The organism is Enterobacter sp. ECC-175, assembly GCF_043968675.1.
Taxonomy (GTDB): domain Bacteria; phylum Pseudomonadota; class Gammaproteobacteria; order Enterobacterales; family Enterobacteriaceae; genus Enterobacter.
The window spans coordinates 4,353,219-4,365,663 of record NZ_CP143776.1 but is presented as its reverse complement, the minus strand read 5'-3'; the positions used below and the strand labels follow the sequence as shown (position 1 = coordinate 4,365,663).

Annotated in this window: 14 protein-coding genes; 3 read left to right on the top strand and 11 right to left on the bottom strand. The window is 57.6% G+C overall.

Annotation, left to right across the window (positions count from 1 at the left end):
* Nucleotides 1-3 precede the first annotated feature (3 nt).
* Genes yggU through V1599_RS20635 form a run of 3 tightly spaced genes read right to left on the bottom strand, consistent with a single transcriptional unit; the run spans nucleotide 4 to nucleotide 1,586 of the window.
* Nucleotides 4-300 carry a DUF167 family protein YggU gene (gene yggU, locus V1599_RS20645; protein WP_112009845.1) on the bottom strand — a complete coding sequence of 99 codons (297 nt, stop codon included), beginning with the start codon at nucleotides 298-300 and terminating at the stop codon, nucleotides 4-6.
* Complete coding sequence (locus tag V1599_RS20640; protein ID WP_112009844.1) at nucleotides 297-863, bottom strand: YggT family protein; 567 nt, start codon at nucleotides 861-863, stop codon at nucleotides 297-299. The genes yggU and V1599_RS20640 overlap by 4 nt, the downstream gene beginning before the upstream one ends.
* Nucleotides 864-884: 21 nt before the next feature.
* Nucleotides 885-1,586: a YggS family pyridoxal phosphate-dependent enzyme gene (locus V1599_RS20635; RefSeq protein WP_395300772.1), complete on the bottom strand. Its 702-nt coding sequence runs from the start codon at nucleotides 1,584-1,586 to the stop codon at nucleotides 885-887.
* A 16-nt stretch (nucleotides 1,587-1,602) separates the two neighbouring features.
* Here V1599_RS20635 and V1599_RS20630 point away from each other — a divergent pair, with 16 nt between their 5' ends.
* Nucleotides 1,603-2,595, top strand: a complete 993-nt coding sequence (locus tag V1599_RS20630; protein ID WP_112009884.1) for a type IV pilus twitching motility protein PilT — start codon at nucleotides 1,603-1,605, stop codon at nucleotides 2,593-2,595.
* Here V1599_RS20630 and ruvX read toward each other — a convergent pair.
* The 8 genes from ruvX to metK all read right to left on the bottom strand — a co-directional run bounded on the left by ruvX (nucleotide 2,589) and on the right by metK (nucleotide 9,666).
* Nucleotides 2,589-3,005 carry a Holliday junction resolvase RuvX gene (gene ruvX / locus V1599_RS20625; RefSeq protein WP_112009842.1) on the bottom strand — a complete coding sequence of 139 codons (417 nt, stop codon included), beginning with the start codon at nucleotides 3,003-3,005 and terminating at the stop codon, nucleotides 2,589-2,591. The genes V1599_RS20630 and ruvX overlap by 7 nt on opposite strands.
* Nucleotides 3,005-3,565: a YqgE/AlgH family protein gene (locus V1599_RS20620; protein ID WP_395300771.1), complete on the bottom strand. Its 561-nt coding sequence runs from the start codon at nucleotides 3,563-3,565 to the stop codon at nucleotides 3,005-3,007. The genes ruvX and V1599_RS20620 overlap by 1 nt, the downstream gene beginning before the upstream one ends.
* An 82-nt stretch (nucleotides 3,566-3,647) precedes the next feature.
* On the bottom strand, nucleotides 3,648-4,595 hold the full coding sequence (gene gshB, locus V1599_RS20615) for a glutathione synthase (RefSeq protein WP_112009840.1): 948 nt from the start codon (nucleotides 4,593-4,595) through the stop codon (nucleotides 3,648-3,650).
* A 19-nt stretch (nucleotides 4,596-4,614) separates the two neighbouring features.
* Nucleotides 4,615-5,346 carry a 16S rRNA (uracil(1498)-N(3))-methyltransferase gene (gene rsmE, locus V1599_RS20610; protein WP_112009839.1) on the bottom strand — a complete coding sequence of 244 codons (732 nt, stop codon included), beginning with the start codon at nucleotides 5,344-5,346 and terminating at the stop codon, nucleotides 4,615-4,617.
* A gap of 52 nt (nucleotides 5,347-5,398) precedes the next feature.
* Nucleotides 5,399-6,106, bottom strand: a complete 708-nt coding sequence (gene endA / locus V1599_RS20605) for a deoxyribonuclease I (protein ID WP_395300770.1) — start codon at nucleotides 6,104-6,106, stop codon at nucleotides 5,399-5,401.
* Between the two features lie 94 nt (nucleotides 6,107-6,200).
* Nucleotides 6,201-6,698, bottom strand: a complete 498-nt coding sequence (locus tag V1599_RS20600; RefSeq protein WP_112009837.1) for a SprT family zinc-dependent metalloprotease — start codon at nucleotides 6,696-6,698, stop codon at nucleotides 6,201-6,203.
* 60 nt (nucleotides 6,699-6,758) lie between these two features.
* Nucleotides 6,759-8,156, bottom strand: coding sequence for a galactose/proton symporter (gene galP / locus V1599_RS20595; protein ID WP_395300769.1), 1,398 nt, complete (start codon nucleotides 8,154-8,156; stop codon nucleotides 6,759-6,761).
* Between the two features lie 355 nt (nucleotides 8,157-8,511).
* The gene (gene metK, locus V1599_RS20590) at nucleotides 8,512-9,666 is read right to left on the bottom strand and encodes a methionine adenosyltransferase (protein WP_100683424.1); all 1,155 of its coding nucleotides are present in this window, start codon (nucleotides 9,664-9,666) and stop codon (nucleotides 8,512-8,514) included.
* 662 nt (nucleotides 9,667-10,328) lie between these two features.
* Between metK and yqgB the strand changes: the two genes are divergently transcribed.
* Together yqgB and speA are read left to right on the top strand one after the other, a co-directional pair.
* Nucleotides 10,329-10,460, top strand: a complete 132-nt coding sequence (gene yqgB / locus V1599_RS20585; protein ID WP_146745738.1) for an acid stress response protein YqgB — start codon at nucleotides 10,329-10,331, stop codon at nucleotides 10,458-10,460.
* Nucleotides 10,461-10,468: 8 nt separating this feature from the next.
* Nucleotides 10,469-12,445: a biosynthetic arginine decarboxylase gene (gene speA, locus V1599_RS20580; RefSeq protein ID WP_112009834.1), complete on the top strand. Its 1,977-nt coding sequence runs from the start codon at nucleotides 10,469-10,471 to the stop codon at nucleotides 12,443-12,445.

Below are 12,445 nucleotides of genomic sequence, written 5' to 3'. Positions count from 1 at the left end.
GGGTTAGTCCTGTTCTGTCAGAGCCGCGACTTCCGTCGGGATTGCTTGCGGATTAAGGATTTTTACCTGTTTATGTCGCCCAAGATCGCCCTTTTCAATGATGACGTTGCTTTTGGCGACGCGAAACTGTTTTGCCAGATATTTGGTCAGGTGCGCATTGGCCTGGCCGTCCACCGGCGGGGCGGTAATGGCGACTTTTAGCTCGTCGCCATGCAGGCCAACAATGCTGTCGCGGCTGGCCTTCGGCTGAATATACAGCCGTAAAACCAGCCCGTCAGCGCAGGCGCTCACCGCACTCATAGCGCCATCCACAGCCCCGGCAGCAGCATGTCGCCCGTGGCCTGCAGCAGTTCGGCGATCCCCATGTTCGCCACGTACAGCAGCAGGACAAGGATCATCGGCGAGAAATCAATGCCGCCCATGGAAGGGAGCAGGTTACGGATCGGGCGCAGCAGCGGCTCGGCCAGCTGGATCAGCGCGTATTCCACCGGGCTACGGCCCTGGCTTACCCAGCTCATGATCGCCATCACCAGCAGCACCCAGAAGATCAGCAGCCCGACGGTTTTCACCAGAATGAGAACGGCGGCGATCCAGATGATCGGCTGGAAGGTGATGACCATAAACAGCACGATGGCCTTGATCACGCTAAGGATAAAGGCCACCAGCAGGGAGGAACTGTCGATGGGCCCCATCGCAGGAATAATGCGGCGCAGCGGCCCAACCACTGGCTGGGTAATTTTCACCACAAACTGCGAGAATGGGTTGTAAAAATCAACGCGGGCCCACTGCATCCAGACGCGCAGCAAAAGCGCCATCGTGTACAGTTCAATGACCGTTGAGAGCAGGAAAGTCAACGTCTTCATGGCGTTCCTCAGTTTTCCTTATTATTTGGAGTAGTCGCGCGCACCGAAAATTGCCGTACCGATGCGCACCATAGTGCTGCCTGCCGCGATGGCGGCGTCCATATCATCCGACATGCCCAGAGAAAGCGTGTCTACCGTTTGATAGCGCGCTTTAAGCGCCTCAAATGCTACAGCCATTTGCCGTGCCACGGCAAACTGCCTTTCATAACTTGACTCAGGCGCGGGGATGGCCATCAGCCCGCGCAGGGTTAGCTGCGGCAGCGCAGCCACCTCGGCGGCCAGCGCATCCAGCTCGTCAAGCGCAATGCCGGACTTGCTGTTTTCATCGCTGATGTTGATTTGAATCAGCACGTTAAGTGCAGGCATTGTTGCCGGGCGCTGTTCGTTCAAACGAGTGGCTATCTTCAGACGATCAATGGTGTGGCACCAGTCAAAATGCTCTGCCACCAGACGGCTTTTGTTCGACTGCAGCGGGCCAATAAAGTGCCACTCCAGATCGGTATTCTCCGTCTCACGAAAGCGCAGAATTTTATCCACGCCTTCCTGCACATAGTTTTCGCCAAACGCACGCTGCCCGGCGGCAATCGCTTCTGCGATAGCGCTCGCAGGCTTGGTTTTGCTGACTGCAAGTAACGTAATTTCTTCTGAAGCACGGCCGCAACGCGTTGCAGCGGCTGAGATTTTATCCCGGACCTGTGCCAGGTTATGCGCAATGTCGTTCATTTCAGAGGATGATCGTATGGTTTTGGAAGAAATGGTGGCGCTTAGTGTAAAGCATAACGTCTCCGATCTACACCTGTGCAGTGATTCGCCGCCGCGCTGGCGCAGGCTAGGCAGGCTTGAACCCGCGCCGTTTCCGCCTCCCGACGTTGAGGCGTTATTAAAAAACTGGCTTAACGACGAGCAGCAGGGGGCCTGGTGGGCGAACGGGCAGGTCGATTTTTCGGTCATGCTTGCCAACCTTCAGCGCCTGCGCGGCAGCGCGTTTAAGCACATGAAGGGAGCGTCGGTGGCGTTGCGCCTGCTGCCGCTGGCCTGCCCGCAGCTTTCATCGCTTGGCGCACCGCGGGCGCTGCCCGAGCTGCTATCCAGCGAGAGCGGGCTGATTTTAGTCACTGGAGCGACCGGCAGCGGGAAGTCCACCACGCTTGCCGCGATGGTCGATTTTCTCAACCACCACACCGACGGGCATATCCTGACGCTGGAAGATCCGGTCGAGTTTGTTTATCAGAGCGAGCGCTGCCTCATCCAGCAGAGGGAGGTGGGGCAGCACGCGCCTTCCTTCTCTGACGCCCTGCGCGGCGCGCTGCGTGAAGATCCGGACGTGATTTTACTCGGCGAACTGCGCGACAGCGAAACCATACGCCTGGCCCTCACGGCGGCGGAAACCGGACATCTGGTGCTGGCGACCCTGCACACGCGGGGCGCGGCGCAGGCGGTTGAGCGTCTGGTGGATACCTTTCCCGCCGAGGAAAAAGATCCCGTGCGTCATCAGCTTGCAGGAAGCCTCCGCGCGGTGCTGGCGCAAAAGCTGCTTCCGGACGTGCAGGGCGGACGAGTGGGGATTTTTGAGCTGCTGATCAATACCTCAGCGGTTGCGAATCTCATCCGCGAAGGAAAGACGCACCAGCTGCCCGGCGTGATTCAGACCGGACTGCAGGTGGGAATGCAGAATTTTGAGCAAAGCCTTGCCGAACGCCGCGCGCAGGGGCGGATATCGCGCGGTCAGTAGCCCTGCTCGAAATAGCTTTCGAGAATGATCACCGCTGAGGCGGAATCCACGCTGCCCTTGTTGAGCGCGCGGAAACCACCGTGCTCAAACAGCCCGGCGCGGGCTTCAACGGTGCTCAGGCGCTCATCGTGCAGCTTCACCACCGAACCAAAGCGGCCGTGGATCTTGTTGGCAAACTTACGGGCGCGTGCGGTGAGCGGCTGTTCGGTGCCGTCCATGTTAAGCGGAAGGCCGACGATTACCTCATCGGGCTGCCACTCTTTCAGCAGACGTTCGATCAGCGACCAGTCGGGCGTGCCGTCCTGCGCTTTTATCGCCGTCAGCGGACGCGCGGTGCCGGTAATGCGCTGGCCGATGGCAACACCGATGCTTTTGGTGCCGAAATCAAAGGCGAGGAGGGTTCCGCTCATTATGCGTGTCCCGCCACGCCGGGCATGGTCAGGATATCGATGCCAATCAGCTTCGCCGCGTCGCGCCAGCGATCGGCGATAGGCGTTTTAAACAGGATGTTCATATCTGCGGGGGCCGTCAGCCAGGCGTTATCCAGAATTTCCTGCTCAAGCTGGCCCTTTTCCCATGAGGAATAGCCCAGGGCAACCAGCACTTCGGAAGGCTGTTCCGCGGTGCCCAGCGTTTCCAGCACGTCCCGGGAGGTGGTAATCACGGTGTTATCAGAGATGCGAATGCTTGAAGAAAAGTCCGGCGGCGTATGCAGAATAAAACCACGATCTTCTGCGAGTGGCCCGCCCAGCATCACCGGTTTATCAAGACGGATCTCCGGTAAACGCGCGTCCGCCGTGATTTTCAGCTTATCCAGAATCCCTTCTACCTGAAGGTTTTCCAGCGGCTTATTGATGATAATCCCCATCGCGCCATCTTCGTTGTATTCACAAATATAAACGACCGCGCGGCGGAAAATAGGGTCCTGGAGTGCAGGCATGGCAATAAGAAAGTGATGCTGTAAATTCATTGTCAGAGGGTCTGTTTCCTGGTTTAAAAAGCGACAGCGTCCAGTATGCTGAGAAACGGCAACGCTGTCACTCTTTGGTGGGTTACTTCTGTATCCGTTTTTCGATGGCGTCCATCAGCATGCCGGTGATTGACACCGGAAACTCCGCTTCGATTTCGCGGATGCAGGTTGGGCTGGTGACGTTTACTTCCGTCAGGCGGTCGCCGATGATGTCCAGCCCGACGAAGATAAGCCCTTTGGCTTTCAGGGTAGGGCCCACGCGGCGGGCAATTTCCCAGTCGCTTTCGCTCAGCGGACGCGGCTCGCCGCGGCCACCGGCGGCCAGATTGCCGCGGGTTTCACCGCCCTGCGGAATACGCGCCAGGCAGTAAGGTACCGGCTCGCCGTCGACGATCAGCACGCGCTTGTCGCCGTCCTTAATCGCGGGAAGGTAGTTCTGCGCCATGCAGTAGCGCGTCTCCAGCTCGGTAAGCGTTTCGGCAATCACGCCAATGTTCGGGTCGCCCTCTTTCACGCGGAAAATCGACGCGCCGCCCATGCCGTCCAGCGGCTTCATGATGATGTCGCCGTGCTTCTGCCAGAAGGCTTTCAGCTGCGCTTTGCTGCGGGTCACCAGCGTTTCCGGCGTCAGGTCGGAGAACCAGGCGGTGTAGAGCTTCTCGTTACAGTCGCGCAGGCTTTGCGGCTTGTTGACGATCAGCGTCCCTTTCTCTTCGGCGCGCTCGAGGATGTAGGTGCAGTAAATATACTCGGTGTCGAACGGCGGATCTTTACGCATCAGGATGACGTTAAGATCGGCGAGGGCAATATCCTGCTCGCTGCCGAATTCGTACCATTTGTCGACGTTCTGCTCGACGTTAACGATGCGGGTACGCGCGCGGGCTTCACCGTTGATCAGGTAGAGATCGTTCATCTCCATGTAGTGAAGCTCATAGCCGCGACGCTGCGCTTCAAGCAGCATAGCGAAGCTGGAGTCTTTCTTGATGTTAATCTTTGCGATGGGGTCCATCACGATGCCGAGCTTGATCATGTTCTTCTCCATTTATGCTTCAACCCAGATCGCCAAACCGCACCTGTAGCGCGGTGATGGCGGTGAGCGCCGTTGTCTCAGTGCGCAGAACGCGAGGTCCCAACAGGATATCAGTAAACTGGTAGCGTGCGGTCATCGCAATTTCGTCAGCCGAGAGGCCGCCTTCCGGGCCTATCAGCAGGCGCACGCGCTCAACGGGCAGCGGCAGCGTATTGATGCTGGCGCTGGCGCGCGGGTGAAGGTTCAGCTTCAGGCCGCTTTCCTCCTCTGCGCACCAGTCCTCCAGATCCATCGCCGGGCGGATCTCCGGAATACGGTTGCGGCCGCTCTGTTCACAGGCAGCGATGGCAATTTTCTGCCACTGCTGGATCTTTTTGTTCAGACGTTCCGCATCCAGTTTAACGCCGCAGCGCTCGGAAAAAAGTGGCGTAATGAGGCTTACGCCCAGCTCGATGGATTTCTGAATGGTGAATTCCATCTTTTCGCCGCGCGACATCACCTGGCCCAGGTGGATATGCAGCGGGGATTCGCGGTCATCCACCTCGGCCCGCATGACGTTAACGTGAACGCTTTTTTTATCGGCGCGCGTGATTTCCGCGTCGAACACCTGGTTGGAGCCGTCGAAGAGCTGGATCGCCTGGCCTGCGCCCATGCGCAGCACGCGGCCCACGTGATTGGCGGCGTCATCAGACAGGGCGATTTCACGGCCTGCGGTAATCAGTTCAGGATGGTAGATGCGGGGAATGCGCATAGTCAGAAATTCCGTGTCTTGTGCGGTATAGATCGATTGCCGCTAGTGTAGGTTAGCTCTTTTGCGCCTGGCAAGCCCGCTGGACGTACGGGTTGTGATTGCCCTGAACTCTGGCGATGCGTTCATCGCGCTGGCATTCCCACTCCGTCACCGGATATTGCTTGTCCCAGGCGTTGAACAGCTGCGTCTGCTGGCGGGAAAGATTCAGATCGTAACGGTCGCGCATATAGAAGTAGGTGCGGGCGATGCTGCCGCGCGCGCGGGCAGGGGGCTCGGCCACTTTTTCTTTAAAATCGACCTTCATGGCGCACTGGCCGTACTGCCCATCGCCGCCGTTCCACTGGCTGTACATAAAGTTGCCGCGGTCGCCGTTCACCTCGCCCACCGCGGGCTGCAGGTTGTGCATATCGCTTTCCATCTGGCGGTAGATCGGATCTTTCGAGCAGTTCTTGCGTCCGCCGTCCTGCCAGCACTGGCGCTGGTGGCCAAACTGCCAGGCCGGAACAACGTGTTCCCATTCGACGCGGCCCGCGCGGTTTTCGTTTTTACGCACCTTATAGCCGCAGGATTCGAGATCCACGACGCCTTTTTTGCCCTGCCAGTTAATTTTGCAGCCGCAGTAGAAATCGCCCGGCACGTCGGCGTTGACTTTAACGCCGGCCGCCTTGGCCTGGGAAAAACTGTTGATACCGTTGGCCAGCGCGTGGCCTGAGAGTGCCGTTGTCAGAAACGCAACGGCGAGAGAGAAATTACGGGACATCTTAGACTCCGTGTCAAAACGAGCCCGCAACGTAGCGAATGTTGTTCTTGTATGCAATCAGCCAGATCAGGAAAGTTCCTGAACGTTCTAATGATTATTCCGCGACCAGCGGTTCGCCGCATTTCACGCAGCGGTAGGTCGCTTCCCCACGCACCACGCGATTGTGGCGACGAACGGTAAGCTGGTGCTGCTGGCACTGGCAGCGGTAGGGAAAAGTATTACGGCGCACCGACTCAAGCTCGAACTGGTGTGTACGGCGCGCCGGAACGCCCAGCACTGCCTCCATCATCCATTTCCACTCTTTGCCGTGCGGCGCCACGCGGCCAAAGTGCTTCCACACCAGAAGGTGCGCCAGCTCGTGCGGCACAACCTCATCAATGAACGCCTGCTGGTTTTCCATCATCAGCACCGGGTTCAGGCGGATCTCATAGGATTCCAGCCAGGCGGTGCCCGCGGCCGTTCCGCGCTGCTGATAGACAAGCTTAGGTTCGGGATAATTGCGGCCAAGCTTGAGGTTCGCCTGGGCGAGTTTTTCCCGCAGGCTGCGCATAACGGCGAGCTGGATGGCGATGGGGAGACGGGGAGCTTTCATAGGGGCAGAGCATAAAGCGCGGAGCGGGGAGGTGCAAGAGGCACCTCCCCGGACGGAAGATTAGTCGTGTGCGCCGATTTCGCGCAGCGGGCGACCTTTCATCAGGTTACGTTCAATATGTTCCAGAGAGACGTGTTTGGTTTCAGGCACCAGCCACAGGGTCAGCACGATGAAGAACACGTTCAGACCGGAATAGACCCAGAAGGTATTCGCGTTGCCCAGGGTGTTGAGCATGGTCAGGAACGTTGCGCCGACGATCATGTTGGCGATCCAGTTGGTCGCGGTGGAGCAGGTGATGCCGAAGTCGCGCCCTTTCAGCGGCTGGATCTCGGAGCACAGCACCCAGATCAGCGGTCCGGCGCTCATCGCAAAACCGATGATGAACATCAGCAGCATGGCCACGGCGACGTACTGCGCGGTTGGGGAGTGAATGCCCATGTGCATCATGGTGCCGAGGATGCCCATTCCCACCGCCATCACCAGGAAGCCCAGCGTCAGGGTTGGCTTACGGCCCCAGCGGTCCACCAGGCCGATGGCAATGAAGGTCGCCAGCACGTTGGTCAGGCCAACGATAACGGTGCCCCACATCTGTTCGGTGGTGTTGGTGTAGCCCGCCAGCTCGAAGATTTTTGGCGCGTAGTACATGATGACGTTCATCCCGGTGAACTGCTGCATCACCTGGAGCAGCACGCCGAGGAATACCGCGCGGCGGAAGTTGCTGTTTTCCTTAAACAGCGCCCAGCCGGACTGTTTGACCTTCAGGCTTTCGCGGATCTCTTCCAGCTCGTTTTTAGCCTCTGCGCTGGTATCGCGCAGGCGAAGCAGCACGCGCTCGGCATCGTGGAAGCGGCGCTTGGCGGCGAACCAGCGCGGGCTGTCCGGCAGGAAGAAGACCCCGATCAGCAGCAGAATGGCCGGGATAATAATTACGCCAAGCATCCAGCGCCATGCGCCGCTGTAGCTGAACGCGGTGTCGGACAGGTAGGCACCGAGAATACCGATGGTGATCATCAGCTGGTACATGGAGATCATGCTGCCGCGAATTTTTTCTGGCGCGATCTCAGACAGGTAAAGCGGCGCGGTATACGACGCGACGCCCACCGCCAGGCCCAGCAGCACGCGGGAGATAATCAGCACTTCCACGTTCGGCGCGGCGGCGGAGAAGAGCGAGCCGGCGACGAACAGGATCGCCCCGATCATCAGGCTTTTCTTACGCCCGAGCTTGAAGGAGAGCCATCCGCTGCCCACTGCGCCCACGGCGGCACCGAACATCATTGAGCTTACGACCCATTCCTGCGTGTGTGCGCTGATCTGGAACTCGTCGGTGATGAAGGGTAATGCACCGGCAATAACGCCGATATCCAGGCCAAAGAGTAATCCTGCCAGGGCTGCGAGGAAGCAGACGAAAAAGGTCATCGTCTTATTGGACGTGCGCCCCTGTTTTTTATTGTCAGGCATTATGCCCTCCAGTTGGGTTATCAGTTTTGTCGATGTTAAGGGTAGGTGAGCAGCGCGTAAAAATATGTGAGACAAATCACAATGGTGTAATCGGTTACACTACGCCTGCGTCGTAAAAATAATTAAAGCTTTGAAAATATAGAGGGAATTTCATTGATGCGCATCGCGTTTGCGCATAATTCAGACTTAACTGAAATGAAATGTAACAGCAGAAGAAAGGCGATCGGGCAAAGGGATTATTCTGAAAGCGCGGGTTATTTGGCATGGTGTAAGCGGTTTCAACGAGGGTTACCTGCCGCCGCCCGACATAAAAAAGGCCAGCACAAAGGCTGGCCTGTTTAACGCTGTTAGTCGATTACTTCAGACCGGCAGCTTCACGCAGCAGGGCGGCTTTGTCGGTTTTTTCCCATGGGAAATGTTCGCGACCAAAGTGACCGTACGCGGCGGTTTCTTTATAGATCGGGTGCAGCAGGTCCAGCATCTGAATCAGGCCGTATGGACGCAGGTCGAAGAACTCGCGCACCAGCAGGGTCAGCTGTTCAGAAGGCACTTTCTCGGTGCCGAAGGTTTCCACCATGATGGAGGTTGGCTCAGCCACGCCGATCGCGTAGGAAACCTGAATTTCACAGCGGTCGGCCAGGCCTGCGGCAACGATGTTTTTCGCCACATAACGCGCGGCGTACGCGGCAGAACGGTCCACTTTCGACGGATCTTTACCGGAGAACGCGCCGCCACCGTGACGCGCCATGCCGCCGTAGGTATCAACGATAATTTTACGACCGGTCAGGCCGCAGTCGCCCATTGGGCCGCCGATAACAAAGCGTCCGGTTGGGTTGATGAAGAATTTTGTCGCGCTGTTCAGCCACTCGGTTGGCAGAACCGGCTTGATGATCTCTTCCATCACCGCTTCCTGCAGGGATTTCTGGTCGATATCCTCTGCGTGCTGGGTGGACAGAACGACCGCATCGATGCCGACGATTTTGCCGTCGTCGTACTGGAAGGTGACCTGGCTTTTCGCATCCGGGCGCAGCCACGGCAGGGTTCCGTTTTTACGCACTTCAGCCTGACGCTGCACCAGACGGTGTGCGTAGGTGACAGGCGCTGGCATCAGCACGTCGGTTTCGTTGGTGGCATAGCCGAACATCAGGCCCTGGTCGCCCGCGCCCTGTTCCAGCGGATCGGCGCGGTCAACGCCCTGGTTGATGTCCGGAGATTGCTTGCCAATTGCGCTCAGCACCGCGCAGGAGTTGGCATCAAAGCCCATATCGGAATGCACATAGCCGATTTCACGCACCGTGTTACGGGTGATCTCTTCGATATCAACCCAAGCGCTGGTGGTGATCTCACCGCCAACCAGAACCATGCCGGTTTTGACATAGGTTTCACACGCTACGCGCGCTTTAGGATCCTGTTCAAGGATCGCATCCAGCACGGCATCGGAGATTTGGTCAGCAATTTTATCAGGATGTCCTTCTGATACGGACTCGGATGTAAACAGGTGTTTTGCCATGTTTTATTTTACCTAATAGGAATTTGGTTAGCTCGAACTGCTGTCTTGAATAGCCGTAGAAGATAATTCTACCAAGGCCTGAAGGTTAATGACACTGGCAGTCTGAGTGTTAATCAGTATAGATGGATTAACATCTGGACGGCTATTTTAGGTCACTTCTTAGACCGATTTCCAGTTTTTTTTGACTCAGCTCTCACTGTGCTAAAACCAATGCTGGAAATATTTCCTGACGCTGCTGGCAACACGCGCATTTTTATTTTGCTTTTTAGCGGCCTTCTCGGTATAAAACGCGGCGCGCGGCTTCTAAAAAAAAGCGCTCGATGACCTCATCGTGTTGCCACTTCCAGCCGGGTTAAGCAGTGAACTCTTAGCTTTGGCTTGTGGTCCGTTTCAGCAGAAGCGGCCGTGGAGGTGATACGAGATAATGAACCATCGTTTTCCGCTAATTCAGCGCAGCCGTTCTGGCGCGCATTTGATTCCCGCAACCCGCATTTCTAGTCTGCAAACCTGCCGATGTTATACCCATCTCGGCGCTTCTCAGGATTCCAGGGCCGGTCACGCTTTGTGAAAACTGAACAAGGGCGCTCTTGTTAATACAAGAGTTATCTCGTGGTTTCGCCGAACCTTGTCATACACAGTTCGGATACGTGTTTTACAATGATATGAATAAGAAACCGGTCGCACGGTCTGGATTTCAGCATACTCTGCTGGGAAATGGGGCCGTTTATGGGTTGTTATCGCCGTATAACGCTGCGATAGTAGTCAACTGTTTTACACTTAATACAACGAGTTGAGGTTCGCTATGTCTGACGACATGTCTTCCGTTTCGCCTTCGTCAGCGGGCGAACAGGGTGTACTACGTTCCATGCAGGAGGTTGCGATGAGCTCCCAGGAAGCCAGCAAGATGCTGCGCACTTACAATATTGCCTGGTGGGGCAATAACTACTACGACGTCAACGAGCTGGGCCATATCAGCGTGTGCCCGGACCCGGACGTCCCTGACGCGCGCGTGGATCTCGCTAAACTGGTGAAAGCCCGCGAAGCGCAGGGCCAGCGTTTGCCTGCACTGTTCTGCTTCCCGCAGATCCTGCAACACCGCCTGCGTTCGATTAACGCCGCGTTCAAGCGCGCGCGCGAATCCTACGGCTATAAAGGCGACTACTTCCTGGTGTACCCGATCAAGGTAAACCAGCACCGCCGCGTCATCGAATCCCTGATCCACTCCGGCGAGCCGCTGGGCCTGGAAGCCGGGTCTAAAGCCGAGCTGATGGCCGTACTGGCGCACGCGGGCATGACCCGTTCGGTGATCGTCTGTAACGGCTATAAGGACCGCGAATACATTCGCCTGGCGCTGATCGGCGAGAAGATGGGCCACAAGGTCTATCTGGTGATCGAAAAGATGACCGAGATCGCCATCGTGCTGGAAGAGGCCGAGCGTCTGAACGTGGTGCCGCGCCTCGGCGTGCGTGCGCGTCTGGCGTCGCAGGGTTCTGGCAAATGGCAGTCCTCCGGCGGCGAAAAATCCAAGTTCGGCCTCGCGGCGAACCAGGTGCTGCAGCTGGTGGAAATTCTGCGCGAGCGCGGTCGTCTGGACAGCATTCAGCTGCTGCACTTCCACCTCGGCTCGCAGATGGCCAACATTCGCGATATCGCCACCGGCGTGCGCGAGTCGGCGCGTTTCTACGTTGAGCTGCACAAGCTTGGCGTTAACATTCAGTGCTTCGACGTCGGCGGCGGCCTGGGCGTGGACTATGAGGGCACGCGCTCGCAGTCCGATTGCTCCGTTAACTACGGCCTGAACGAATACGCCAACAACATTATCTGGGCCATCGGCGACGCCTGCGAAGAGCACGGCCTGCCGCACCCGACGGTGATTACCGAGTCCGGCCGCGCGGTGACCGCGCACCACACCGTGCTCGTGTCCAATATTATCGGCGTTGAGCGCAGCGAAACCACCGAAGCGACGCCTCCGGCAGACGATGCGCCTCGCTCCCTGCAAAGCATGTGGGAAACCTGGCAGGAGATGCACGAGCCGGGCACGCGCCGCTCCCTGCGCGAGTGGCTGCACGACAGCCAGATGGATCTGCACGATATCCACGTCGGCTATTCCTCAGGAACCTTTAGCCTGCAGGAGCGCGCGTGGGCCGAGCAGCTTTATCTGAACATGTGCCACGAGGTGCAAAAGCAGCTCGATCCGAGCAACCGCGCGCACCGTCCGATTATCGACGAGCTGCAGGAACGCATGGCGGATAAGATTTACGTCAACTTCTCGCTGTTCCAGTCGATGCCGGATGCCTGGGGTATCGACCAGCTGTTCCCGGTTCTGCCGCTGGAAGGGCTGAACCACGCGCCGGAGCGCCGTGCGGTGCTGCTGGACATCACCTGCGATTCCGACGGCGCTATCGACCACTACGTGGACGGCGACGGTATTGCAACGACGATGCCAATGCCGGAATACGATCCGGAGAACCCGCCGATGCTGGGCTTCTTTATGGTCGGTGCGTACCAGGAGATCCTCGGCAACATGCATAACCTGTTCGGGGATACCGAAGCGGTTGACGTGTTTGTCTTCCCTGACGGCAGCGTAGAGGTTGAGCTTTCTGATGAAGGGGATACCGTCGCGGATATGCTTGAGTACGTTCAGCTCGATCCGGGCAAGCTGTTAACCCAGTTCCGCGATCAGGTGAAAAACACCGGCCTGGACGATGCGCTGCAGCAGCAGTTCCTCGAGGAGTTTGAGGCGGGGCTGTACGGATACACCTATCTCGAAGACGAATAA